Annotated in this window: 20 protein-coding genes; 7 read left to right on the forward strand and 13 right to left on the reverse strand. The window is 67.7% G+C overall.

Annotated features, from left to right (window positions below; all coding sequences use genetic code 11):
* Positions 1–176: 176 nt before the first annotated feature.
* From TSO5_RS12545 to TSO5_RS12580, 8 genes are all read right to left on the reverse strand, one after another.
* On the reverse strand, positions 177–1,940 hold the full coding sequence (locus TSO5_RS12545) for an ABC transporter substrate-binding protein (RefSeq protein ID WP_109151917.1): 1,764 nt from the start codon (positions 1,938–1,940) through the stop codon (positions 177–179).
* A 134-nt stretch (positions 1,941–2,074) separates the two neighbouring features.
* Positions 2,075–2,353 (reverse strand): DUF2160 domain-containing protein, encoded by a 279-nt coding sequence (locus TSO5_RS12550; RefSeq protein WP_244560968.1) that lies wholly within the window; start codon positions 2,351–2,353, stop codon positions 2,075–2,077.
* A 13-nt stretch (positions 2,354–2,366) separates the two neighbouring features.
* Positions 2,367–3,164 (reverse strand): ABC transporter permease subunit, encoded by a 798-nt coding sequence (locus TSO5_RS12555; protein ID WP_208621288.1) that lies wholly within the window; start codon positions 3,162–3,164, stop codon positions 2,367–2,369.
* A gap of 68 nt (positions 3,165–3,232) precedes the next feature.
* A complete protein-coding gene (locus tag TSO5_RS12560; protein ID WP_109073443.1) occupies positions 3,233–4,108 on the reverse strand; it encodes a sugar ABC transporter permease in 876 nt (291 codons plus the stop codon).
* A complete protein-coding gene (locus TSO5_RS12565) occupies positions 4,101–5,192 on the reverse strand; it encodes an ABC transporter ATP-binding protein (protein WP_109151918.1) in 1,092 nt (363 codons plus the stop codon). The genes TSO5_RS12560 and TSO5_RS12565 overlap by 8 nt, the downstream gene beginning before the upstream one ends.
* Before the next feature lie 14 nt (positions 5,193–5,206).
* Positions 5,207–6,310, reverse strand: a complete 1,104-nt coding sequence (locus TSO5_RS12570; RefSeq protein ID WP_109151919.1) for an ABC transporter ATP-binding protein — start codon at positions 6,308–6,310, stop codon at positions 5,207–5,209.
* Positions 6,307–7,932, reverse strand: coding sequence for a glycerol-3-phosphate dehydrogenase (gene glpD / locus TSO5_RS12575; RefSeq protein ID WP_109151920.1), 1,626 nt, complete (start codon positions 7,930–7,932; stop codon positions 6,307–6,309). The genes TSO5_RS12570 and glpD overlap by 4 nt, the downstream gene beginning before the upstream one ends.
* Before the next feature lie 187 nt (positions 7,933–8,119).
* Positions 8,120–10,297 carry a HAMP domain-containing methyl-accepting chemotaxis protein gene (locus tag TSO5_RS12580; protein ID WP_109151921.1) on the reverse strand — a complete coding sequence of 726 codons (2,178 nt, stop codon included), beginning with the start codon at positions 10,295–10,297 and terminating at the stop codon, positions 8,120–8,122.
* Between the two features lie 366 nt (positions 10,298–10,663).
* On the opposite strand from TSO5_RS12580, the gene TSO5_RS12585 reads away from it, so the two are divergent.
* From TSO5_RS12585 to uvrC, 3 genes are all read left to right on the forward strand, one after another.
* A complete protein-coding gene (locus TSO5_RS12585; RefSeq protein WP_247870730.1) occupies positions 10,664–11,467 on the forward strand; it encodes a DeoR family transcriptional regulator in 804 nt (267 codons plus the stop codon).
* Between the two features lie 154 nt (positions 11,468–11,621).
* Complete coding sequence (locus tag TSO5_RS12590; protein WP_109151923.1) at positions 11,622–12,677, forward strand: GMP reductase; 1,056 nt, start codon at positions 11,622–11,624, stop codon at positions 12,675–12,677.
* A gap of 125 nt (positions 12,678–12,802) precedes the next feature.
* Entirely contained in the window at positions 12,803–14,677 is a 1,875-nt protein-coding gene (gene uvrC, locus TSO5_RS12595) for an excinuclease ABC subunit UvrC (protein ID WP_109151924.1), read from the forward strand.
* Between the two features lie 4 nt (positions 14,678–14,681).
* On the opposite strand, the gene TSO5_RS12600 is transcribed toward uvrC, so the two are convergent.
* The 5 genes from TSO5_RS12600 to TSO5_RS12620 form a co-directional block, all read right to left on the reverse strand.
* Positions 14,682–15,983 carry a hypothetical protein gene (locus tag TSO5_RS12600; protein ID WP_109151925.1) on the reverse strand — a complete coding sequence of 434 codons (1,302 nt, stop codon included), beginning with the start codon at positions 15,981–15,983 and terminating at the stop codon, positions 14,682–14,684.
* Between the two features lie 84 nt (positions 15,984–16,067).
* Positions 16,068–16,538 carry a hemerythrin domain-containing protein gene (locus tag TSO5_RS12605; RefSeq protein WP_109151926.1) on the reverse strand — a complete coding sequence of 157 codons (471 nt, stop codon included), beginning with the start codon at positions 16,536–16,538 and terminating at the stop codon, positions 16,068–16,070.
* Between the two features lie 107 nt (positions 16,539–16,645).
* On the reverse strand, positions 16,646–16,906 hold the full coding sequence (locus TSO5_RS12610; RefSeq protein ID WP_109151927.1) for a hypothetical protein: 261 nt from the start codon (positions 16,904–16,906) through the stop codon (positions 16,646–16,648).
* A gap of 149 nt (positions 16,907–17,055) precedes the next feature.
* Positions 17,056–18,048 (reverse strand): universal stress protein, encoded by a 993-nt coding sequence (locus tag TSO5_RS12615; protein ID WP_247870726.1) that lies wholly within the window; start codon positions 18,046–18,048, stop codon positions 17,056–17,058.
* Positions 18,049–18,098: 50 nt separating this feature from the next.
* A complete protein-coding gene (locus tag TSO5_RS12620; protein WP_109151956.1) occupies positions 18,099–19,670 on the reverse strand; it encodes a bifunctional aminoglycoside phosphotransferase/ATP-binding protein in 1,572 nt (523 codons plus the stop codon).
* A 178-nt stretch (positions 19,671–19,848) separates the two neighbouring features.
* Here TSO5_RS12620 and TSO5_RS12625 point away from each other — a divergent pair, with 178 nt between their 5' ends.
* The 4 genes from TSO5_RS12625 to TSO5_RS12640 all read left to right on the forward strand — a co-directional run bounded on the left by TSO5_RS12625 (position 19,849) and on the right by TSO5_RS12640 (position 25,171).
* A complete protein-coding gene (locus TSO5_RS12625; protein ID WP_247870727.1) occupies positions 19,849–20,478 on the forward strand; it encodes a hypothetical protein in 630 nt (209 codons plus the stop codon).
* Positions 20,479–20,613: 135 nt separating this feature from the next.
* Positions 20,614–21,168 (forward strand): DUF2934 domain-containing protein, encoded by a 555-nt coding sequence (locus TSO5_RS12630; RefSeq protein ID WP_109151928.1) that lies wholly within the window; start codon positions 20,614–20,616, stop codon positions 21,166–21,168.
* A 128-nt stretch (positions 21,169–21,296) separates the two neighbouring features.
* Entirely contained in the window at positions 21,297–22,235 is a 939-nt protein-coding gene (locus tag TSO5_RS12635) for a DMT family transporter (RefSeq protein WP_247870728.1), read from the forward strand.
* Positions 22,236–22,444: 209 nt separating this feature from the next.
* Positions 22,445–25,171: a TIGR02302 family protein gene (locus TSO5_RS12640; protein ID WP_109151929.1), complete on the forward strand. Its 2,727-nt coding sequence runs from the start codon at positions 22,445–22,447 to the stop codon at positions 25,169–25,171.
* The last annotated feature ends 77 nt before the right edge of the window (positions 25,172–25,248 follow it).

Below are 25,248 nucleotides of genomic sequence, written 5' to 3' on the forward strand. Positions count from 1 at the left end.
TAACCCCTCACCCTTCCCAAGCTTTGCTTGGGCCCCTTCCCTCTCCCGGGACGGGAGAGGGGAATTAAAGAAAAGGGGCGACGGCATGCCTTTTAAAGAATGGCCGCCGCCCCAGGGTCACCTCCGACGCAACCAGGACGCCCGCCGGAAGGGTAAACCCGTCACCGCATCCCGGATCAGCGGGCGCGGCCTTCCTTCCAGGCCTTCAGCAGGTCGTCATAGGCAACGGTCTCGCCCTTCGGCTTCTCGTTGGCCAGCTTCGGCTTCGGCGCGCCCGGCTTGTCGAACCAGACCTTGGCGTCCTCCGGCTTGTTCAGCTGCGGGGCGCACTCGCCGCCGATCTTGGCGCGCTCCATGCGGGCCATGACCTGCTCCATCTGGTCGGCCAGATTGTCCATCGCCTGCTGCGGGGTGCGCTCACCCGTGACCGCCTCGGCGATGTTCTGCCACCACAGCGGGGCCAGCTTCGGATAGTCCGGCACGTTGGTGCCGGTCGGCGTCCAGGCGACGCGGGCCGGGCTGCGGTAGAACTCGACCAGACCGCCCAGCTGCGGCGCGACCTTGGTCATCGCCTCGGACTGGATGTCGCTTTCGCGGATCGGGGTCAGGCCGACCAGCGTCTTCTTCAGCGACGCGGTCTTCGACACGGTGAACTGGGCATAGAGCCAGGCGGCCTTGCGGCGTTCCAGCGGGGTGGACTTCAGCAGCGTCCAGGACCCGACGTCCTGGTAGCCGAGCTTCATGCCCTCTTCCCAGTACGGGCCGTGCGGCGAGGGGGCCATGCGCCACTTGGGCGAGCCGTCCTCGTTGACGACCGGCAGGCCCTTCTTGGTCATGTCGGCGGTGAAGGCGGTGTACCAGAAGATCTGCTGCGCGACCGCACCCTGGGCCGGCACCGGACCGGCTTCGGAGAAGGTCATGCCCGAGGCTTCCGGCGGCGCGTACTTCTTCAGCCAGTCGATGTACTTGGTCAGCGAATAGACGGCGGCCGGGCCGTTGGTGTCGCCGCCGCGCTTGACCGAGGCGCCGGCCGGGCGGCAGCCCTCGACGCGGATGCCCCACTCGTCCACCGGCTTGCCGTTGGGCAGGCCCTTGTCGCCGGCGCCGGCCATCGACAGCCACGCATCGGTGAAGCGCCAGCCGAGCGACGGGTCCTTCTTGCCGTAATCCATGTGGCCGTAGACGCGGGTGCCGTCGATTTCCTTCACGTCGTTGGTGAAGAAGTCGGCGATGTCCTCATAGGCCGACCAGTTCTGCGGCACGCCCAGATCGTAGCCGTACTTGGCCTTGAACTTCTCCTTCAGGTCCGGACGGGCGAACCAGTCGGCGCGGAACCAGTAAAGGTTGGCGAACTGCTGGTCGGGCAGCTGGTAGAGCTTGCCGTCCGGGCCGGTGGTGAAGCTGGTGCCGATGAAGTCCTTCACGTCCAGCGTCGGCAGGGTGACGTCCTTGCCCTCGCCGGCCATGAAGTCGGACAGCGCGACGGCCTGACCGTAGCGGACGTGGGTGCCGATCAGGTCGCTGTCGTTGACATAGGCGTCATAGACGTTGCGGCCCGACTGCATCTGCGTCTGCAGCTTCTCGATGACGTCGCCTTCCTGGATCAGGTCGTGCTTCAGCTTGATGCCGGTCAGCTCGCTGAACAGCTTGGCGAGAGTCTTCGATTCGAATTCGTGCGTCGTCAGCGTCTCGGAGACGACGTTGATCTCCATGCCCTTGTACGGCTCGGCCGCCTTCACGAACCATTCCAGCTCCTTCATCTGCTCGTCCTTGGAGAGCGTGGAGGGCTGGAGTTCCTCGATGATGCGCTTGGCGACGGCTTCCTGGTCCGGCGTCATGGCGGCGGACGGGGCCGCCGAGGCCATCGCCAGCAGAACGCCGATGCCGCCGGCCATCACGGCCCCGGTCAGGCGGCGCCGCAGAGTCTGGTGCTGAAGCATGCTTCCTCCCACTTGTCGACTTGGTGTCTGGTTGACGTTTGATTGTTGAGCTACCGGCGGAAACCACCGTTCTTCCCGTCACCCCCGCAGCCCCGCGGAGGAACGGATCCCGTGAAAACCCTGTCTCTTCGCCCTCAGCCGAAACGGATCACGAAAGCGACCCACAGCAGCGAGACCGCGGAGGCGCCCCACAGCGACACGTCGGTCGCGGCGAGCCAGCCCAGATGGATGAAGGCGCTGCCGAGCAGGCCGATGAACAGGCGGTCGCCGCGGGTGGTGCGCATCGGCAGGAAGCCCTTGGCCTCCACCGTCGGCGACAGCACCTCCCACACCGTCATGCCGGCCAGCATCAGGGCGATGCAGACGAAGAAGATCGCGGTCGGCGCGGTCCACGCCATCCAACCCATATCCATGACGCGGCCTCCCTCAGACCCGGCCCAGGGCGAAGCCCTTGGCGATGTAGTTGCGGACGAACCAGATCACGAGCGCGCCCGGCAGGATGGTCAGCACGCCGGCGGCGGCCAGCAGGCCCCAGTCCATGCCCGACGCGCTGACGGTGCGGGTCATGGTGGCGGCGATCGGCTTGGCGTCGACCGAGGTCAGCGTGCGGGCCAGCAGCAGCTCGACCCAGCTGAACATGAAGCAGAAGAAGGCGGTGACGCCGACGCCGGCCCGGATCATCGGCAGGAACACCGTGCCGAAGAAGCGCGGGAAGCTGTAGCCGTCGATGTAGGCCATCTCGTCGATCTCGCGCGGCACGCCCGACATGAAGCCTTCCAGGATCCACACCGCCAGCGGCACGTTGAACAGGCAGTGGGCGAGCGCCACGGCCAGATGCGTGTCGAACAGGCCGACCGTCTGGTACAGCTGGAAGAAGGGCAGCAGGAAGACGGCCGGCGGCGCCATCCGGTTGGTCAGCAGCCAGAAGAACACATGCTTGTCGCCGATGAAGCGGTAGCGCGAGAAGGCGTAGGCCGCCGGCAGCGCCACCGTCAGCGAGATGACCGTGTTCAGCGTGACGTAGTAGATCGAGTTGATGTAACCGCTGTACCAGCTGGGATCGGTGAAGATGGTGACGTAGTTCTGCAGCGTCGGATTGCGCGGGAACAGCGTCAGGCCGGACAGGATCTCCTCGTTCGTCTTGAAGGACATGTTGACCATCCAATAGATGGGCAACATCAGGAAGACGATATAGCAGACGAGAACGATCGTCCTGTTCGACACCCTTGCGGTGGACCGGCGGACATTGGCCGGAGCGGCCAGCGAGCCGGGAGCGAGAACCGCAGCCTTGCTCATTTCTTCTCTCCCGATCCGGAGTTGGTGATGACGGTGTAGAAGATGAAGCTGAACAGCAGCACGATCAGGAAGTAGACGATGGAGAAGGCCGCGGCCTTGCCGATGTCGAACTGCCCCACCGCCATCTGCGTCAGATACTGGCTGAGGAAGGTGGTGGAGTTGCCGGGGCCGCCGCCGGTCAGCACGAACGGCTCGGTGTAGATCATGAAGCTGTCCATGAAGCGCAGCAGCACCGCGATGATCAGGACGCCGCGCATCTTCGGCAGCTGGATGTAGCGGAACACCGCCCATTTGGACGCGCCGTCGATCTTGGCTGCCTGATAGAAGGCCGGCGGGATCGACTGCAGCCCGGCATAGCACAGCAGAGCCACCAGACTGGTCCAGTGCCAGACATCCATGACCAGCACGGTCATCCAGGCATGGGCCGAATTGTTGGTGTAGTTGTAATCAATGCCGAGGGCGCGGAAGGTGGCGCCCAGCAGGCCGATGTCGCCGCGGCCGAAGATCTGCCAGATGGTGCCGACCACGTTGAACGGGATCAGCAGCGGCAGGGCCAGCAGAACCAGCGTCAGCGACGTCTTAGCGCTGCGACCGCCGGGCATGCCGAGAGCGATCAGGATGCCGAGCGGGATCTCGATCGCCAGCACCGCCAGCGAATAGATGATCTGGCGCACCAGCGCGTCATGCAGCCGGTCGTCGGTCAGCACCGCCTCGAACCATTCGGTGCCAACGAAGAAGGTCTGGCCGGGGCCGAAGATCTCCTGCACCGAATAATTGACCACCGTCATCAGCGGGATCACCGCGCTGAAGGCGACGATCAGAAAGACCGGGATGATCAGGAACCAAGCCCGGTTGTCCTGGACCTTATCCATGGCTTGTGCCTCCGACCAGATGGCTGTCGCGGTAGAGCTTGGTCCACCGGGTGGGGAAACGGATGGCGGCGTCCAGCGCCGGGATCTCCTGCTCCTCGCTCAGCCGCGCCTTCAGCGTGTGGCTGCCCATCCGGACCGTCGCCAGCTTGGAGGTGCCGAGATCGTCGACACCGGTGACCTGCACCGGGATCGATCCGGCGCTGCCGCTGCGGGTCAGCTCCAGGAATTCCGGCCGGATGCCCAGCTCGAACTTGCCCCCAACCGCAGGCACGGCGCGGTCGGGCAGCGGGATGGCGATGCCGTCGACCAGCGCATGGTCATTGCCCAGCGTGCAGGGCATCAGGTTGATGCCGGGACTGCCGATGAAATAGCCGACGAAGGTGTGCTCCGGGTTCTCGAACAGCTCCTGCGGGGTGCCGAGCTGGACCATCGCGCCCTCGTACATCACCGCGACCTTGTCGGCGAAGGTCAGCGCCTCCACCTGGTCGTGGGTCACGTAGATCATGGTCAGGCGGTATTCCTCGTGGATCTGGCGCAGCTTGCGGCGCAGGATCCACTTGGTGTGCGGGTCGATGACGGTCAGCGGCTCGTCGAACAGGATGGCCGCCACGTCCGAGCGCACGAGGCCCCGCCCCATCGAGATCTTCTGCTTGGCGTCCGGCGTCAGCCGCTGGGCGCGCTTCTTCAGATCGTCGGTCAGGTCCAGCGCCTCGGCCACCTGCCGCACCCGGCGGTCGACGTCGGCGGCCGGAACCTTGCGGTTGCGCAGCGGGAAGGCGAGATTCTCGTACACCGTCATGGTGTCGTAGATCACCGGAAACTGGAACACCTGGGCGATGTTGCGCTCTTCGGGCGTGCAGCGGGTCACGTCCAGCCCGTCGAACAGCACCCGTCCCTCGCTAGGCACCAGCAGGCCGGAGATGATGTTCAGCAGCGTGGACTTGCCGCAGCCCGACGGCCCGAGCAGCGCGTAGGCCTTGCCGTCCTCCCACTCCTGCGACAGGCGGCGGAGCGCGTAATCCTCCGGCTTCGTCGGGTGCGGGTGGTAGGAGTGGCCGAGATTGTCGAATTGGATGGTCGCCATCGCTCCCGCCCCCCTTAAGCGATGTTGCGCAGCGCGCCGCGCCGCCAGTTGGGTGCCGCCACCAGCTGCCCGGCGGTGGAGAAGACGAAGATGCGGTCGGGATCGGCATAGACCTGGATGTCGCTGCCGATCGGATGGCTGTGCACCCCCTCCTCCCGCGCGATCAGCGTGGTGTCGCCGTGGCGCAGATGGACGAAGGTCTCCGACCCGCTGATCTCCGACAGGGCGACCCGGCCCTTGATCGGCACCAGCCGCTCGCTCCGCCGCAGCACCGTCAGGTGGTTGGCGCGGATGCCGACCTTGCAAGGGCCGGCCGGCAGGTTGCGGTCATGGGCGGACAGCGGCAGGCTGGTGCCATCGGACAGGGCGACGCGGTCGTTGGTCAGGATCGCGTCCATCACGTTCATCGGCGGATCGCTGAACACCTGCGCGCATTCCAGCGAGGCCGGCGTGTGGAACACGTCGCCGGTCGCCCCGGTCTGCAGCATCCGCCCCTCATGCAGCACCGTGACGTTGCCGCCAAGGATCAGCGCCTCCTGCGGTTCGGTGGTGGCGTAGACCACTGTGGTCTTGCCGTCCGCGAAGATGTCGCGAAGTTCGGCGCGCAGCTCCTCGCGCAGCTTGTAGTCGAGGTTGACCAGCGGCTCGTCGAGCAGAAGCAGGCCGGCGCCCTTCACCAAAGCCCGCGCGATGGCGCAGCGCTGCTGCTGGCCGCCCGACAGTTCGGCCGGCAGACGCTCCAAATAGGGCTCGATGCGCAGCATGGCTGCGGTCCGGCGCACCTTGGCGTCGATCTCCGCCTTGTCCTTGCCCTGGCGGCGCAGCGGCGAGGCGATGTTCTCGTAGACCGTCATCGCCGGGTAGTTGATGAACTGCTGATAGACCATCGCCACGTCGCGATGGCGCACCGACGTGCCGGTGACGTCCTTGCCGTTTTCCAGCACGCGCCCGGCGGTCGGCTTGTCCAGCCCGGCCATCAGCCGCATCAGCGTCGTCTTGCCCGCCAGCGTCCGCCCCAGCAGGACGTTGAAGCTGCCGGCTTGCAGCTCCAGCGACAGGGGGTGGAGATGCTGCTCGGCGCCGACGCGCTTGGCCACGCCTTCCAGTGTGAGTGTCACCGCATTCCTCCCATCGACCGCAGGCCGGCGGTGTCACCGCCCGTGTCCCTGTTGGCCGTAGCTTCTCGGCGCCGGTCGAACCAGCCGCCGATGGCGTCCCGGATCGCAGCGTCCAGGTGCAGCCCAAGTTTGGAACGCCGCCACAGGAAGTCGTCGCCGGTCATGGCGAACTCCTCCCGCGCGGCATAGTCGAGTTCGGCCTCGTAAACGCCGCCCCCGAAATCGATGCCCAGATCGTCCAGCCCCTTGGCGTCGCCCAGCAGCCGCTCCACCCGCGTGCCGTAGGCCCGCGCCAACCGGAGGGCCAGCGCCTCGGGCAGCCAGGGCCGGCTGCGCTTCAGACCGGCCAGGAAGCCGGCGAAATCGGCGTTGGCGATGTCGCCGCCGGGAAGCGCCACGGCGGCGGTCCAGGTGACGCCGCCCTTGCCGAGCGCCTTGCCCAGCTTCTCCGTCGCCTCCTCCGCCAACCGTCGGAAGGTGGTGATCTTGCCGCCGAAGATCGACAGCATCGGCGCCTGCCCGGCCGGCTCGTCCATCTCCAGCACATAGTCGCGGGTGACGGCCGAGGCGTTGCCGCTGGCGTCGTCGAACAGCGGCCGGACGCCGCTGTAGGTCCACACCACGTCGCTCTCGCGCACCGGCTTGGCGAAATAGCGCGACACCGCCCGGCACATGTAGGCGATTTCGTCCTGGCTGATCGCCACCGCACCGGGATCGCCCGAATAATCGAGGTCGGTGGTGCCGATCAGGGTGAAATCGCGCTCATAGGGAATGGCGAAGACGATGCGGCGGTCGTCATTCTGGAAGATGTAGGCGTGTTCGCCTTCGAACATCTTCGGAACGACGATGTGGCTGCCCTTGACCAGACGCACCGACTTGTCGACGGTGACGCCGGTGCGCTTGGCGATCATTTCGCGCACCCAGGGACCGGCGGCATTGACCAGCGCGCGGGCGCGGACGGTGCGGGTGGCGCCCGTGGTCACGTCGACCAGCGTCGCTTCCCACAGCCCGTCACGCCGCTCGGCCTTCTCGCAGCGGGTGCGCGTCAGGATTTCGGCCCCGCGCGCCTGCGCGTCCATGGCGTTCAGCACGACCAGCCGGCTGTCCTCCACCCAGCAGTCCGAATATTCGAACGCCTTGGTGAAACCGCCCGACAGCGGCTTTCCCGCCGGCGCGCTGGTCAGATCGACCCCGTGCGAGCCCGGCAGCAGCTTGCGCTTTCCCAGATGATCGTAAAGGAACAGGCCGATGCGCACCATCCAGGCCGGGCGCATGCTGCTGTCGTGGGGCAGAACGAACCGTAGCGGCCAGATGATGTGCGGAGCCGCGCGCAACAGAACCTCGCGTTCCTGCAGAGCTTCGCGCACCAGACGGAATTCGTAATATTCGAGATAGCGCAGGCCGCCATGGATCAGCTTGGTGCTGGCCGACGAGGTGGCGCCCGCAAGGTCGCCCTGTTCGCACAGCACCACCGACATCCCGCGCCCGACCGCATCGCGGGCGATGCCCGCCCCGTTCACGCCGCCGCCGACGATCAGAAGGTCAGCCACCACGGAACCGGCAGCCCCGGGTCCGCTTGCACCGAGCCGGCCGTCCGTTCCTGCAGGGCTCGCGTTTGCCATTGGGTTCCTCTCCGTACCGCGCCGGTTCCTTGCGAACCCGGCCGCTTTCGTTTCGGAACATAGAATGTTCGTTCGCGTTTGAAAAGGAAAATGTTTGTTCCGCGGACCATGTTTTTGAGGCTACGCCGGATCGAGCATCTTTCCTATCGGAAATATGGCCGATCCGGCGTGGTCTGTGCGAAAGCGCTCATGCCGCGCGGATGCCGCCCAGCAGGCGGTCGATGTCGTTGCTCAGGCTTTCGGAGCGTTGCGAAAGCGCGCGGGTGGCGTCCACCACCTGGGCGGCGGCACTGCCGGTGCGGTTCACCGCGTCGTCCACCGACACCACCGTATCGGCGATGCTCTGCACCGCATCGGAGGCATGGTTGATGCTGCGCGCGATCTCGTCGGTAGCGGCGGACTGCTCCTCCACCGCAGCGGCGACCATGGCGGTGATCTCGTCGATGCGGCTGATCGTGCGGCCGATATCGTCGATGGCCGAGACGGCCCCCTGCGCTGTGCTGCGCACCGCCTGGACCTGCTGGGCGATCTCCTCCGTCGCCTTGGCGGTCTGGCCGGCGAGGCTGCGCACCTCCTCCGCCACCACGGCGAAACCTTTCCCCGCGTCGCCCGCGCGGGCCGCCTCGATGGTGGCGTTGAGCGCCAGCAGGTTGGTCTGGCCGGCGATGGCGTTGATCATGCCGACCACGTCGCCGATCTTCTGCGCGGCGGCGGCCAACGCCACCATAAGCTCGTTGGTGCTGCGCGCCTCATCCACCGCGCTGCGGGCGATCTGGCTGGAATCGCCGACCCGCCGGGTGATCTCGCCGATCGAAGCGGAGAGCTGGCTGGCGGTGGCCGCCACCGTCTGCACGTTCGTCGCGGTTTCGGCGACGGCGGAGCGCACGTCGGTCATGCGGCGGCAGGTCTGCTCGGCGGTGGCGGACATGCCTTCCGACGCCTCGCGCATGTCGGCAGAGGCGGCGGTGATGTGGCGCGAGGCCTCCTTCACGCTGGCCTCGATGCTGGCGGTGATGGACTGGATGGTGCGCGACCGCTCGGCATCGGCGGCCTGCTTCATCGCGTCCTGTTCCTCCTGCAGACGGGCGATCTCTGCGCTCTTGTCGCGGAAGACGCCGACGATCCCGGCCATTTCGGCGATCTCGTCGCGCCCGCGGACCTTGGCATCGGCCGTCAGATCGCCGGCGGCGACGGCCCGCATGGCGTCGATCACCCGCAGCAGCCGGCGGGTCAGCCGGTTGCGGACATAGAACCAGGCGATCAGCAGGCTCGAAAGCACCACGACGGCCGCGGCTCCGCCCTGGACGGCGACGGCCCCGGCAATCGCGCTTTCAGTCCGCGTCACGTCGGCGCCGGTGCGCTCCTGCTGGTGGGCAACCACCGTATCGATGGTGGCGTTCAGTTCGACGGTCAGCCGGACGGTCTCGGCGAGCGCGCTTTCGATGTCGGCGGTGATGCGCGCCTGATCGTCGCGTAGGCGAAAGACGCTGCCGGCACCACTGCCGAAGGCAGCCAGTCCGTCACGCGCCTTGACCAGCGACGGCCGGTCGGCGCTGTCCTTCGGGTAGGCCTCGATGGCATTGTCGACGCGCAGCAGCGCCCAATTGTACTTCGACCGGATGTTGTTCAGCGTCGCGCCATAGGGCACGCTGGACGCGGCGGCGATCATGCCGAAGGCGAGGTTGCCGTTGGCCTGTACGTTCATCAGTTGGGTGATGACCGGCAGTTCCTCCTGCGCCAGCCGACGGCCCAGCCCGGTGGCGGCATCGACCGTCTGCGCCGCCGCCAGATCGCCCACCACATTGTTGACCGACAGGGTCGACACCTCCAGCAGCGGCGCCACCAGATCGGTGAAGTCCTCGTGCGCCATCACCGCGTCGGCCATCAGCGTGTTGAGCTTCTCCTCCAGGTCCAGCCTCTCGGCAGTGCGCTTGCCCAACGTGTCCAGCGCCGCCCCCATGCGCTCCGCCAGCTTGGCGACCGCGTCGGCATCCGCCGCCATTCCTCCGGCGCCCGCTCCCGACTGGTTGCGCATCGCCGCGATGCGGTCGCGCAGACCCACCAGCCGCTTGGTCAGGCCGTCCATCCGCTCCGTCAACTCGGCCGTGTCGCGCGATGCCGCCACCGCCGGCGCATCGGCGGCGATCGCCGTGCTGTCCTTCGCCAGATTGAGGGAGCCGACGATGGCCGGCACGCTGCTGCGGCCGATCTGGCCCATCGATTGCCCAGTCTCGGTCAACGACCACCAGGCCATGACGCTGGCGAAGGCGGCGAGCATCGCCACCCCGCCGAAGGCCAGGAACAGCCGCCCCTGAATGCCGAGCCGAATGCTCCGCCGCTCCCCTTCCGGCGTCAGTTGCGTCATATTCCTCTCCTATACGTTAATTTTTTGTCAACAGGCCGGACCGTTTGGAGTCACGACAAGTTTGAAAGATGGCGACGATGGCCGTCAGTCGCGGCAAACCCTGATCGGGCGCATATCGGAACCGCGTGCGTCCTCTCTTAGCATGCGCGTTCATTTTCGTAAAGAAACATGCTTGTGTTGCGAACAATATCCAGCGTACATATTTGCCGTACGGGGCCGTAGGTTCACCGTGTGACCGAAACGCCCGGCCGGCCTGGACCGAAGGCGCCGCAACTCACCGTTTTTCGCTTTGACCCATTCCGCGCATCTGATTCACTGACGCCCCACCCCTAGCCGACCGGAGACAGCCCCCCGATGGATGCGCGCCTGGACGCCGAACGCCGCCAGCAGGAAATCGTGGCCCTGGTCCATGCCAAGGGCATGGTGCAGATCCAATGGCTGGCCGAACATTTCGACGTCACGCCGCAAACCATCCGCCGCGACATCGAACATCTGGCCGGGCAATCCGCCGTGCGGCGCTTCCGCGGTGGCGTCACCGTGCCGTCCAGCGTGGAGAACATCGCCTATTCCACTCGCCAGACCCTGATGGCGGAGGAAAAGCGGCGCATTGCCGAGATGGTCGCCCGCCATGTACCGGAGGACGCCTCGCTGTTCCTCAACATCGGCACGACGACGGAGGCGGTGGCCCAGGCCCTGCTCGGCCACAAGCGGCTGCGGGTGCTGACCAACAACCTGAACGTCGCCACCATCCTGCATAAGAACACCAACTTCGCCCTCTCCATCGCCGGCGGCCTTGTGCGCGAGCGCGACGGCGGCATCATCGGCGAGGCGACGGTGGAGTTCATCCGCCGCTACAAGGTCGACATCGGCATCATCGGCATCAGCGGCATCGACGCCGAAGGCGACCTGCTGGATTACGACGAGCAGGAGGTCCGCGTCGCCCGCGCCATCATTGAAAGCTCGCGCCGGGTCTTCCTGGTCACCGACCATACCAAGTTCGGCCGCAACGCCATGATCCGCATGGCCGACGTCAGCGTGCTCGACGCCCTCTTCACCGACCGCCTGCCGCCGCCGGAATTGATGGAGGTGCTGGGCAACGCCGACTGCCAGGTCCATGTCGCCGACGGCAGCGAGCCGGCCAATGGCGACGGCGAGGATGCGGAGGAGTAAGGGGATATCCCCCGTTTCTGCGAAACTGCTTCAAACGCGGCACCCCCACCTGCGGTCCTGATGACGCTTGCCGAAGCGGGGCATCGCCTCCACTCTGTGATGTTGGGCCTTATGAAAGCGGTTGGCCCGGCAAACAGATATCAGCAGGTGTGCGGTGATCATCGAAAGCGACCTCAAGCTCGACTTCAAGGATGTGCTGATCCGGCCGAAACGCAGCACGCTGCAGAGCCGCAACGACGTGGACGTCAACCGGACCTTCACCTTCCTGCACACCCAGCGCGACTGGACCGGCTTCCCGCTGATCGCCGCCAACATGGATGTCACCGGCAGCATGGGCATGGCCCGTGCGCTGTCGCGCTTCGGCGCCATGACCGCCCTGCACAAGCATTACAAGGCCGACGAGCTGGTCGCCTTCTTCCAGGCTGAGGCGGAATCCGCCGTCCAGTCGAACGTCTTCTATTCGATGGGCATCGCCGATGCCGACCATGACAAGTTCCAGTCGGTGAAGGCGAAAGCGCCGGTGGGCAAGATCTGCCTGGACGTCGCCAACGGTTATACCGAGCGCTTCGTCGAGGTCATCGCCCGCCTGCGCGAGGAGAACCCGGAGACCGTCATCATGGCCGGCAACGTCGTCACCGGCGACATGACGGAGGCGCTGCTGCTGGCCGGCGCCGACATCGTCAAGGTCGGCATCGGTCCGGGGTCGGTCTGCACCACCCGCAAGATGACCGGCGTCGGCTATCCCCAGCTGTCGGCCATCATCGAATGCGCCGACGCCGCCCACGGGCTGAAGGGTCAGGTCTGCGGCGACGGCGGCTGCACCGTTCCGGGCGACATCTCCAAGGCCTATGGCGCCGGCGCCGACTTCGTCATGCTCGGCGGCATGCTGGCCGGCCATGACGAGTGCGAGGGCGAGATCCGCTACGAGGACCGTGACGGCGACCGCGTGCCGGTGGCCATGACCTTCTACGGCATGTCATCGGACACGGCGATGCACAAATACTCCGGCGGGGTGGCCTCCTACCGTGCCTCGGAAGGCAAGACGGTGGAGATCCCCTATCGCGGCCCGGTGGAGAACACGATGCAGGAGATCATGGGCGGCGTGCGCAGCATGATGACCTACATCGGCGCCACAAAGCTGAAGGAGGTGCCGAAACGCACCACCTTCGTCCGCGTCGGTGCCCAGCTGAACACCGTGTTCGGGGGCTGATCCACTCCGGCGCCGCATGGCAGATCCCTGCCGCCCCACCCCGTCCGATTCTTGTCTCTTGGACCCGTTCCGTTCTACTGCTTGGGTAAGCGGCGAATCGGAGCATTGCGGGAACGAGACAGCTTATGGACGGGGTGCCCGGCAGCGGAGCGGACGTCATCCGCGCCCAATTGCCGACCCTGCCGGACACGCCCGGCGTCTATCGGATGCTGGCGGCCGACGGGTCGGTCCTTTATGTCGGCAAGGCGAAGAACCTGAAGCGCCGGGTGGCGAGCTACACCCGGACCGACGGGCTGCCCAACCGCACCCGGCGGATGGTATCGCTGACCCGCGCCATGGAGTTCGTCACCACCCACACCGAGGCCGAGGCGCTTCTGCTGGAAGCGAACCTGATCCGCAGCCTGCTGCCGCCCTTCAACATCCTGGTGAAGGACGACCGATCCTTCTCCTACATCGTCATCGGGAAAGGTCATGACTTTCCCCGCCTGATGCAGCATCGCGGCAGTGCCGAGCGGCGCGGCACCTCCGGCAAGGGTAACCGCAGGGATTCCGACCTGTTCGGCCCCTACGCCTCGCCGCATCTGGTCGGCATGACCATCGCCGCTCTGCAACGCGCCTTCCTGCTGCGCAGTTGCGACGACGGCGTGTTCGCCTCGCGCACCCGGCCCTGCCTGCAACACCAGATCAAGCGCTGCTCGGCCCCCTGCGTCGGCCGCGTCAGCGAGGAGGAATATGCCGATCAAGTCCAGGGCGTGCGCGACGTGCTGTCCGGCCGCAGCGCGGAGGTGCAGGCGGAGTTCGCCCGCCACATGCTCGACAGCTCCGACCGGCTGGAATACGAGGACGCCGCCCGCTGGCGCGACCGCATCCGCGCGCTGACCGCCTTGCAGAGCCGCCAGGACATCAATCTGGAGGACACGCTGGGCGACGCCGACGTGCTGGCCCTGCACCGCGAAGGCGGTGCGGCCTGCGTCCAGGCCTTCTTCTTCCGCGGCGGCCGCAACCAGGGCACCCGCGCCTTCTTCCCCCGCATCGACGCGGAGGAGGAACCGGGCGACATCCTCGCCGCCTTCGCCGCACAACTCTATGCCGACACCCCGCCGCCGGCCCTGTTGCTGCTGAGCGACCCGGTCGAGTCACCGGACCTGCTGGAGGAAGCGCTGAGCCTGTCCGCCGGTCACCGCGTCGCCATCGAATGCCCCAAGCGCGGCCCGAAGCGCCGCGCCGTCGAACATGCGCAGACCAACGCCCGCGACGCTCTCGGCCGCCGTCTTGCCGAGCGCTCGACCCAGGCGACGCTGCTGGAGGGGGTGGCGCGCGTCTTCGGCCTGCCGGCCGCGCCGCGCCGCATCGAGATCTACGACACCTCGCACATCCAGGGGGCCTTCCCGGTCGGCGCTATGGTGGTGGCCGGGCCGGAGGGGTTCCAGCGCAACGCCTACCGCCGCTTCTACATCCGCGATCCGGAGGCCGCCGGCGACGATTACGCCATGCTGCGCGAGACCTTCACCCGCCGCTTCCACCGCAGCAGCAAGTCCGACCCCGATTCTGCCCAATGGCCCGACCTCGTGCTGATCGACGGAGGGCTGGGGCAGCTGAACGCGGTGAAGGACGAACTGGCGATGCTGCAGATCACCGACATACCGCTGGTCGCCATCGCCAAGGGTCCCGACCGCAACGCCGGGCGCGAGCGCTTCTTCCGCCCCGGCCAGCCGCCGCTGACGCTGGAGCCCAACGATCCCGTGCTGCATTTCCTGCAAAGGCTGCGCGACGAGGCCCACCGCACCGCCATCGACAGCCACCGCGCCCGCCGCATGAAGGCGATGTCGCACACCCGCATCGACGGCATCCCCGGCATCGGTCCCGCCCGCAAGAAGGCCCTGCTCCACCATTTCGGCAGCGCCACCGCCGTCGCCTCCGCCGGCCTGAAGGACCTGGAGGCCGCCCCCGGCATCAGCGAGACCATCGCGCGGAAGCTCTACGAACACTTCCACGGATAGAGGGTTACGGCACCGTCTTCCCCGTGAACGGGTTCCAGCCCACCGCCGCCAGCGCCGCCCAGGCGGTGGCGCCCAGATGGGGACGGCGGTAATAGAGGAAGTCGTCGGTCTTGCTGTCCGGCCCGATGGCAAGCCCGGTGGACAGCACCTGCGGCCTGGTGGCGTAGAGATAGCCGCCGGGGCTGATCTCCTTCAGCAGTTCGCCGAACAGCCGGTCGGCATCGCCCCGGCGGCCGACGAAGCGATAGGCGAGCGCCGCCTGCGCCGTGCCCTCCACCCACATGCCGTCGCGGTCGTCGTTGAAGTCGAAACCGCCGTCGGCGCCATGGGCGCGCTCCGCATAGGACAGGGCGGCGCGCCAGGCCTCCGGCGCCTTCGGCAGCAGCAGCGGCCAGAGCTGGGCATCGAGGCCGGAGGTGGAGGTGCTGACCGTCACCCCGTCCGGCGCGGTGCCGATGGGGAAATGGTCGCCGCCCGCCGTCCACATTTTATCGAGGAAATCGCGCGCCTCCTTCTCCGGCCCGGCAAAATCGCCGCCCATATCTCTGGCCAGCCAGCCGAACAGCGCGACCAGATCGGTGTTGTGCTCGGTCGATTTCCAGGTCAGCGGCTGCGGTGCGTCGTCGAAGCCCTGCAAACCGCCGTTGAAGCCGCCGGGGCCGCGCGGGTCGCGGGTATGCTCGACCACCCAGCGCGCCAGCTCCGCCGCTCCGTCGCGGAAGCGCGTCTCGCCGGTCGCATCGCCGAGCGTCAGCAGGGCCAGCCCGGCCCAGGCGACGTTGCCGGTGGCGGTGCCGACCTGATAGGGGTCCTCGCCCCAATGGTTGCCGACGGCATCCCACCAGCCATTCGGCGGGATCGGCCGCTGCTTCTGCGCGCCGGCTCGATAGGTGTTGCGCAGCCGCCCCTTCCAGCCGGCGCGGTCGAGCGACACGGCGTCGAGCAGCGCCTCGCCGATGCGCAAGGCCTTGTCGCGCTGGCCGCAACCGGTCAGCGCCATGATCGCCAGCGCGTTGTCGTAGGTGAAGGCGGCGTTGGACAGCGCCGGCTCCGAGGTCGGGCCGGGCGCGTAGGAATTGTCGTAGCTGCGCAGGAACAGCGGCCCGCGCCCGGACACCTCGTCGACCCGCGACGCGAGCGTGCCGCAGGTCTTCTGCGCCAGCTCCTTCGCCGGAGGGGCCGGGGCGGCCGAGGCGGGAACGGCCATCAGCGTGGAAACCCCGAGCAGGGCAGCCGCCAGCGCGGCACGGCCGAACCGCGCACCCCGCCGGGAGAGCATTCGCTTGACGCTGACACGCTTGGACATCGACACCGCCGGCCAGTTCCAGAAAGCCCCAGATATGGTCCTTTCGCCGGCCGACGGCAACCAAACGGGATGGCGTAGCCCTCCTTACAGCGGCGCCAGCCCGGCCATGATGTGCTTCTTGCGGTCGTCATAGGCGCCGCCCAACTCGGCCGCGCGGTCGTCGTCGAGGACGTCCCTGGCCTCCTCGAACAGCTCCTCTTCCTCTTCGTCCAGGTGGTGGCGGACCAGTTCGCCCAGCACCTGCAGCTTTTCCTTCCAGCCGCTGTCGGTGGTCTTCATCGCGTTCAGCTCGTCGAGCAGGCCATTGATGAGGTGATGCTCGTTCAGCCCCTCGACGGTTTCCGACTTCGCTTCCTTGGCCTTCTTCAGCGAGGCGTAGAAGACGCCTTCCTCCACCTTCGAATGGGCCCACAACTCGCGCTGCAGTTCCTCGAACACGGCGCGGCCGCTGCCGTTGGCCTTCTCGGTCTTGTCCAGAAGGCTGCGGATGGTGTCGTGATCGGTCTTGATGCGGGCGAAGATATCAGCCTGGGTGCCGGTGGTCTTGCTGGCCATCGTCGGGGTCCTTGGCAATTGTCGAGAGGCGGCTGCCGGAGGGCAGTCGCGAAAAAGCTTGCCAGTAGAACCCCGCCGCAGCCGGACTGTTCCCGGCCTTCTCACCCTCAGCCTTGCGGATGCGTTTCCACGAATTCCCGCAGGGTGTGCATCAGTTCCACCGCATGGTCGACATGGCCGTGGGCACAGGCGTCCGCGATGTCGTCGGCGATGATATGGGCAATGCGGTCGGGTCCGCCGGGGCAGTGGGCAAGGCAATGGCCCATCTCCACCGCCACCATTTCCGGCAGATGTTCGTGTTCGGCGATCGCGTCGATCTCCGCTTCGGTGAGATCGCTCAGAGCGATGCAGTCCTTGATCGTCAACATGGCGCGTTCCTCCCGGGAACGGCCGGGATGCCCTGCGGGCAGGGTCGAAAACGGTCCTGCTGATCGCCCCACCGCAAATACCGGAGCCGCACGGGATCCCCGCCAGAAAAAGCGGCAGGGAAACCCGCGCGGCCGAAGACCGGCGACTATCAGTGAGCCATCAGAACCGGCAGCCCGGCGTGGTTCAGCACGTAGCGCGTGACACCGCCCAGGATCATTTCCCGCATCCGGCTGTGGCCATAGCCGCCCATAACCAGCAGGTCGGCGCCCAGCTCCACGGCTTTCTTGGTGACCGTCTCCCCAACGGGTTCCGATCCCGGATGCAGTATAGTTAACTCCGGGTTAACTCCCTGCCAAGCGAGATATTGGGCAATGCGGCGTCCTGTCGCGCCTTCCGTCACCGAAGTTTCGGCGGTCAGCACATGGGCGCGGTCGGCGCTGCGCAGGAAGGGCAGGGCCGCGGCGACGGCGCGGGTGGCCTCCGTCTTGCCGTTCCAGGCGACGGCGACGGTGTGGCCGATCTCCGCCGGCAGGGTCTTCGGCACCAGCAGCACCGGCCGGGCGGATCCCAGCAGCGCCGTTTCCATGGTGGTGTAGCCCTGCGTGTCCGCTTCGATCGAGGTGTGGGCGCAGACGATCAGGTCGGCAAGACGGCCCTCGGCCGGCACCACGTCCTCGATCCGGCCGACGACCTCGCGCCAGGAGGCGGACGGCGCCTCGACCCCGCCGGGGACCTCGCGCATCTCGAACCCCGCCTCGGCGACGGCGGCGTCGAAGGAACGGCGGGCGGCGGCGCGATGGTTGTTCGATTCCGTCTCGGCCGCGCGCATGATTTCGTCGACCATGGCGCCGGACATGCCCTCGCCCAGCATCGGAACGGCATCACGCGGGTCGAGGCTGACGAACAGGCCGACAAGGTGGGCGTCGAAATCGCGCGCCACCGAAATCGCGCCCTTCAGGGCCACCGGATCGTTCTCACTGCCGCAGAGCGGCACTAGGATGGTCTTGTAGGTCATGGACTCCTCCCGGACCGGTTCGAGCGGCCCTTCCCGGACGGCGGCGGTCCGTCCGCCGGTGTGGCGGGCGATTCTCACCGGGCCGTCATTCGCCCCATCGTCGCTGCGGTCCGCGGTCCGGGGCAAGGGCCGCAAACCTTGAAGATTCAGTCCATAAGATGCTGTCACTCCTGGAATTAGGCCAAGCTTGCACGGGCGTCGTCCAGCACATCCGCTGCAACCCTGCCAGAATCCAGGCGCGTCCAATCGATTGTACCCAAATCATAGGATTCCTGCCGTTCGACCACGTCGGCTGTGGCGTCGGACGCATCGTTGCGACGATTGGTCACACGCTCCACCCGTTCCGACAACGGCGCCTCCATCCAGATCCCGTCGAACCGCACCCCCGCCTCCGCCGCGACCGCTTCGATCCGGCGGCGCTCGTCCGGCCGGGCGCTGACCGCATCGACCACCACGGCTTGGCCCGTTCCCAGCACCGCCGCCGCCCTCCGGTACAACTCATCATAGACCCGTTCCGTCACCGCCGGGGCATAGCCGTCGGCCGGCAGCCGGTCGGTGTCCGCGACTCCGTACAGCCGCTTGCGCAGCACGTCGCTGCGCAGCACCACCGCACCGGGCGACGGACCCAGATCGGGCGCGATCCCCTTGGCCAGCTTGGTCTTGCCGGTGCCGGACAGCCCGCCGACCGCCACCAGCCGCGCCGGCGTCGGGTCTAGCGCGGCGAGCGCTTGGTCCAGATAGCGCCGCGCCTCTCCGGCCAGCCCCTCCGCCTTTCCGCCAAGCCGCAGCGCCGCAGCCGACACCTTGGCCCGCACCGCCGCGCGCAGCGACAGGAACAGCGGCAGCGCCGCCAGCCCGCCGTAATCCTCCGTCTCCTCCAGATAGCGGTTCAGCACGGCGTTGCCCAACGGCCGCAACCCGCGGTGATCCAGATCCATCAGCAGGAAGGCGAGGTCATAGAAGACGTCGGCCACCGCCAGCGCCTCGTCGAATTCGATGGCGTCGAACAGGGTCGGCTCGCCGTCCAGCAGGACGATGTTGCGCAGATGCAGGTCGCCATGGCCGTGGCGGACGAAGCCGTCCCGCCGCCGCGTCTCCAGCAGCGGCGCCAGCCGGTCGAGCGCGTCGCCGGTGCGCTCCGCCAGCCGGGCCACAGCGTCGGCGGGAAACAGATCCGGCGCGGCGCGCAGGTCCTCCAGATTGCCGTCCGCCACCGCGCGCAGCGCTTCCACCCCGCCGCCATTCGGCCGCGGAGCGGCGTCGCGGTGGAAGGCGGCGATCCGCTCTGCCAGCCGGCGCATCAGGACAGGGGTCAGGCCGCCCCGCTCGGCCATGCGGTCGAACAGCGCCTCGTCGGGGAAGCGCGCCATCGACACCAGCCAGTCGGTGGCGTCCCTTGGCACATCCCCTGCCGCGTCCCCACCCTCTTCGTCCAGCCGCAAGCGGCCATCGGCCTCGCGGCGGATTGCGACCACGCCCCGATAAAGCGTCGGTGCGGTGCGACGGTTGATCGCAAATTCCGCGACGCAGGCCGCATGGCGCTTCGCAACCGTCGAATAGTCCAGATAGGGATAGCGCACCGCGCGCTTCAGCTTCAGCGCCCGGTCACCGGCCAGGAACACCAGGGCGGCATGGGTGTCGATCCGCTCCACCGGCTGCCCGCCATGGGTGCGCGGATCGCCGAGGAAGGCGATCGCCTCCTCCTGCGGCGCAGGGCAGGACGCTGGCTCGGCGGGATGCACGCTCATGAGCATATGGTAACAGACAACCGTCCCGCACCGCTCATGCTTTCATGGTTGAAACGCGGATGGCGATCACGACATCCTAGGGGTAGTGCCGATACTCCATGGGTCAGTCGCCACGCCCCATCGTTATAGTGGCCGGACCGCGTGGTGCGATCCGACGCGTCACCGGGAGGGGGTGCCCGTGAACCGCCTGTTCAGCCGCCAGGGGAATTGCCGCCATAGGATTTGCCGGCCGGCCGTCTTGGCCGCCTGCCTGCTCGCGCTCGCCGTCACTCTTCCGGGCGCCGGATCGGCGCGGGCGGAGTCGATCGACGCGGACGGCCGGTTCGGCAACTGGGCGGTCGGCGGCCTCGCCTACAGCCTGCAGCCGCCGGCGGAAAGCAACCTCACCATCCTGAACAGCAAGATGCGGATCGGGTCGTCGCTGGTCCCGCAGGCCGAACCCTATGTCAGCATCCAGCCCTGGATCGGGCCGGGCAGCGGCAGCAGCCTGACCCCGCGCGGCGCCGTGACCGGTGTCGGCACGGGACTGACCGGTGGCCTGAGCGGCGGCGTGCTGGTCGACGTGCCGCTCGGCTCCTTCGTCTTCACCCCCAGTTTCGGCGCCGGCACCCTGCCCACCGCCCGGCGCGAGGGCGCCCCCACCACCGAGTTCCGCTCGCAGCTGGAATTGGGATACGAGTTCGACAACAAGTCGCGCTTCAGCCTGGGCTACAGCCGCATCGTCAACGACGCCGCGGCGGGCGATCCGGCGGCCGGCACCAACAACGTCTTCGGCTTTTATTATCGCTTGCCTTTCGGTGGCCCCTGACTGGTCGCCGAGCTCAGGACATCGTGTCGCGGCGTCTGGCGCCGGCAAAAGGCGCGCAAGGGTAGCCTCTTAACCACATCTTAAACATGGTTGGTTCAAGTGGACGCGGACCGAACGCTCCCCGGGGAACCCACCATGGCCACCAAGCGCAAGACCGCCTCCTCCGCCGCTCCCGCAACCGCTCCCGCCGCGACTGCCGCCGCCGCTCCGGTGTTCGAGGCTCCGGTGGAAAGCTGGGCCGACACCATCCTGCGCACCAACTTCGCGTCGGTGGAACAGGACAGCATCGTCCTGCTGCAGGCGGCCAGCACCCTGCTGGAATCGGATGAGCCGGAAAAGGTCAACCTCGCGCTGGACCAGAACCTGAAGCTGTGGATCGCCATCAAGACGGTCCTGCTGAACGATGACTGCCCGGTCGAGCCGGAGGTGAAGGCCAACCTGCGCAATCTGGCGCAATATGTCGTCTCCACCACCATGCTGGCGACCCAGGGCGCCATCGAGACGCGCAAGCTGGTCTCGCTGGCCCGCCTGAACATGAACATCGCCGAAGGCCTGCTCAGCGGCCAGCGCAACCGCATGATCCAGGAACGCGCCTATCAGATCTGGCAAGAGGAAGGCTGCCCCGAAGGCCGCGAGCAGGAGCACTGGCTGCGCGCCGAAGCCGAAATCTCCGGCCTGTTCAAGGTCTAAGCGAAGGTCGGACGCTCCGGGCCGAGCGTCGGCGCGGCTTTACGCAACACCGCCATACCGCCCCGACATGACCGCCCGCGTCGCGACATCGTGACGCGGGCGGCAACGCTTGGTAGGCTCGGCGCACCGTGACAGTCCCGCCGCAAACCATCCACAAGCCGCACAAGCGCGTCGACAACACCCCGCTCGGCATCGCCTCGATGCTGATTTCCGTGCTGTTCTTCTCGCTGATGAACGTCCTGGCGAAGCTCCTGATGGACCGCTTCCCGGTGACCGAGGTCATGTTCTTCCGCAGCCTGTTCGCGCTGATCCCGGTCTGTCTGGCGATCCATTTCGGCATGGGCTTCGTGACGACGCTGCGCACCCGCTATCCCTGGGGCCATCTGGGGCGGTCGTTGATCGGGCTCAGTTCCATGGCCGCCATGTTCTGGTCCTTCCATCTGCTGCCGCTGGGCGACGCCATCTCGCTGAATTTCGCCGCCCCGCTGTTCCTCACCGCGCTGTCGGTGCCGCTGTTGAGCGAGAAGGTCGGCATCCACCGCTGGAGCGCGGTTCTGGTCGGTTTCGTCGGCGTGCTCATCATCGTCCGGCCCAGCGGCGACGTGCTGAATCTGGGCGCGCTCATCGCGCTGTTCGGCGCGCTGACCAATGCGCTGGCGATGATCGCCATCCGCCAGCTGAGCCGGACGGAACTTCCGAACACCATCGTCTTCTACTTCACCCTGCTGACCACCGTCCTGCTCGGCCTGACCCTGCCCTTCTCCTGGATCACGCCGGCCCCGATGGACTGGCTGCTGCTGCTGGCGACCGGCCTGTGCGGCGGCGGCGGCCAGCTGATGCTGACCCGCGCCTATTCGCTGGCCCCGGCCGCCCTGGTGGCGCCGCTGAATTACACCTCGCTGCTGCTGGCGGTCGGCTTCGGCTGGCTCCTGTGGGGGGAGGTGCCGACCACGACCATGGCGGTCGGCGCCGCCGTGGTGATGGCGAGCGGCCTCTACATCCTGCACCGCGAAACCCGGCGCGGCACGGCCGTGACCAAGCCGCTCCCGGCCGGCGAAGGCGACTGACGGCACCCCGCGCGCCCCGAAATTTCGGCGGATCGCCGCGCGTCATAGTTTCGCCATGGCGCAATGATGGGCTGTAGCATTGCGCCGGTGAACGAGTCGGTGGGCAAAAGCCGCAGGCGGCACCTATATGATTGTCTCGCGCAGCATGACCGGTCGGCGGCGCCAAGCGAACCGCCGGACCGGCTGCATTTCGGCGCGGAGGGGGCGGCATGAAGCAGAACGAGCGACGCGGCGACTCCGGACCCGGCCAGAATCAGGCTGCCCAGAACCGGGCTGCCGATGATCGTGGCGACAGCGACGGCGTGACCGAACCGCGCCTCCGCCTTGCCCAGGCGCGCGCGGCGCTGCTGTGGGAACGGCTGGGGCCGGCGCTGTGGGCACCGCTGTCTGTGCTGGGCGCCTTCCTGGCGCTGGCGTTGCTGAATCTGCTGGTCCTGCTGCCGGGCTGGCTGCACGGGCTGGCTCTGCTGGTGCTTGCCGCCGCCTTCCTGCTGTCGCTCGTCATCGGGGTCCGGCGCTTCCGCAGCCCGGCCGAGGATGAGGCCCGCCGCCGGCTGGAACGGGACAGCGGCCTCGCCCACCGTCCGCTGCACACCCTGCGCGACCGGCCAGCCGGCAACGACCCGACCGCCCAGGCGCTGTGGCGCCTGCACCAGGAGCGCACGCGCGCCGCCATGCGCGGCCTGCGCGTCGCCTGGCCGGGCACCGAAGTGCCGTCGCACGACCGCTATGCCCTGCGCGCGCTGGTGATCCTGACTCTGGTGGTCGCCGGCGCCGCGGCCTGGGGTGACTGGCGCCCGCGCATCGCCGCCGCGCTGACCCCCCATTTCGCCGGCGGCACCGCCACGGCGGCGGCGACGCTCGACCTCTGGATCAACCCGCCCGACTATACCGGCCTGCCGCCGGTCTTCCTGAAATCCGGCTCTGCTGCCAAGCCGGCAAGCCAGCAGACCGCCGGTTCCCCCACCACCAACCACTCCGGCGACCACCCCGCCGACCAGCCGGTGAAGGTGCCGCAGGGCAGCCTCGTGCTCGCCCGCGTCACCGGCGGCGGCGGCACCCCCAGCCTGGAGGCCGGCGACCAGACCGGCCCGTTCGAGGCGGTGGATTCGACCAACTTCCAGGTGCAGAAGCCGGTGACCGGCGGCACCCGCATCGCCGTCACCCAGGGCGGGCGCACGCTGGGCTCCTGGCCGATCGAGGTGGTGCCCGACCGTGTGCCCATCATCGCCCATGCAAATCCGCCCGCCGCCGGAGAGCGCGGCGCGCTGAAGCTGGACTATGCCGCCCGCGACGACTATGGCCTGACCGAGGTGAAAGCGCAGATCCGCCGCGCCCCCGATGTTCCGCCGCAGCCCGGCACCACGAACAATGGCGCCGCGAAAACCGAGGCGCCGAAGGCCGAAGCCGACCCGGTACTGGAATTCCCGCTGTCGCTGCCCGGCGTCCGGCCGAAGGAGGCGCACGCCACCGCCTTCCAGGACCTGACCGCCCATCCCTGGGCCGGGATGCCGGTGACGGTGCGGCTGACCGCGACCGACGGCGCCGGCCAGACCGGCCGGTCGGAGGATGCTGCCATCATCCTGCCGGAACGGACCTTCAACCACCCCGTCGCCCGCGCCATCATCAACCAGCGCAAGGTCCTGACCCGCAATCCGCAGGAGTCGCGGGTCCAGGTCGCCCGCGCGCTGGCGGAGATTTCCTCGCGCCCCGGCACCTATGGCGACGACATCGTCGCCTTCCTGTCGCTGCGCACCGCCATGGCCCGGCTGATGCTGGACCAGAGCGCCGACTCCGTGCCGGCCCTGCAGCAGCTACTGTGGGAAACCGCGCTCCGCATCGAGGATGGCGGCTTGTCGCTGGCGGAGAAGGACCTGCGCGACGCCGAGAAGCGCCTGTCCGAGGCGCTCGACAAGAACGCCTCCGACGAGGAGCTGAACCGCCTGATGGACGAGCTGCAGGCGGCGCTCGACAAGTTCATGGACGCCATGGAACAGCGGATGATGGAGGCGCTGCAGCGCGGCGAAAAGATCCCGATGGTCCCGCCGGAAATGGCCGACCAGATGACCGACCGCAACGACCTGCAGCAGATGCTCGACAAGATGCGCGAGATGGCGCAGACGGGGTCGCGCGACGCCGCCCGCCAGATGCTGTCGCAGCTTCAGCAGATGCTGGAGAACATGCGCTCCGGCGCCATGGCCCAGATGAACCAGCAGCAGGCCCAGCAGCAGAACCAGACCTGGGAGATGATGCAGCAGTTGCAGAAGCTGGCGCAGCAGCAGCAGCAGCTCCTCGACCAGAGCTTCCGCCAGTCGCAGGAGTCGATGGACCAGCAGCAGCAGGGGCAGCAGGGCGAACAGCCCCGCGGCCGCCAGCCCAACCAGCGCCGCAACCAGAACGGCCAGCAGCAGAATGGTCAGCAGAATCCGGGCAGCCCGACCCTGCAGAAGCAGGCCGAACAGCAGGAGGCTCTCCGTCGCCAGCTGGGCGAGCTGATGCGCCGCATGGGCGAACAGCAGGGCGGCGAGATCCCGCAGCCTCTGGGCCGCGCCGAACGCGCCATGCGCGATGCCGCCCAGGCGCTGCAGCAGGGCGCCCCCGGCGCCGCGGTGCCGTCGCAGACGGAGGCGATGGAACAGCTGCAGCAGGGCATGCAGGGCATGGCCGAACAGATGGCCCAGCAGATGATGGGCCAGGGGGGGCAGGCGATGATGGGCCAGCAGGGCCAGATGCCCCGCCAGGGCCGGGGACGCGACCCGCTGGGCCGCCGCCCGTCCGGCTACGGCATGCAGGATTCCAACGACGTGAAGATCCCCGAACAGTCGGAACTCCAGCGCGCCCGTGAAATCCTGGACGAACTCCGCCGCCGGTCCGGCCAGTACGGCCGCCCGCAGGAGGAACGCAACTACATCGACCGGCTGCTGAAACAGTTCTGATACCTGTCGGGGAATTCCGGCAATTCGGGTCGGAATTCCCGCCCGCCGAACCGCTTCGACTTGCAACGCTCCGCTCC

Source organism: Azospirillum sp. TSO5 (genome assembly GCF_003116065.1).
In the GTDB taxonomy this organism is placed as follows: Bacteria; Pseudomonadota; Alphaproteobacteria; order Azospirillales; family Azospirillaceae; genus Azospirillum.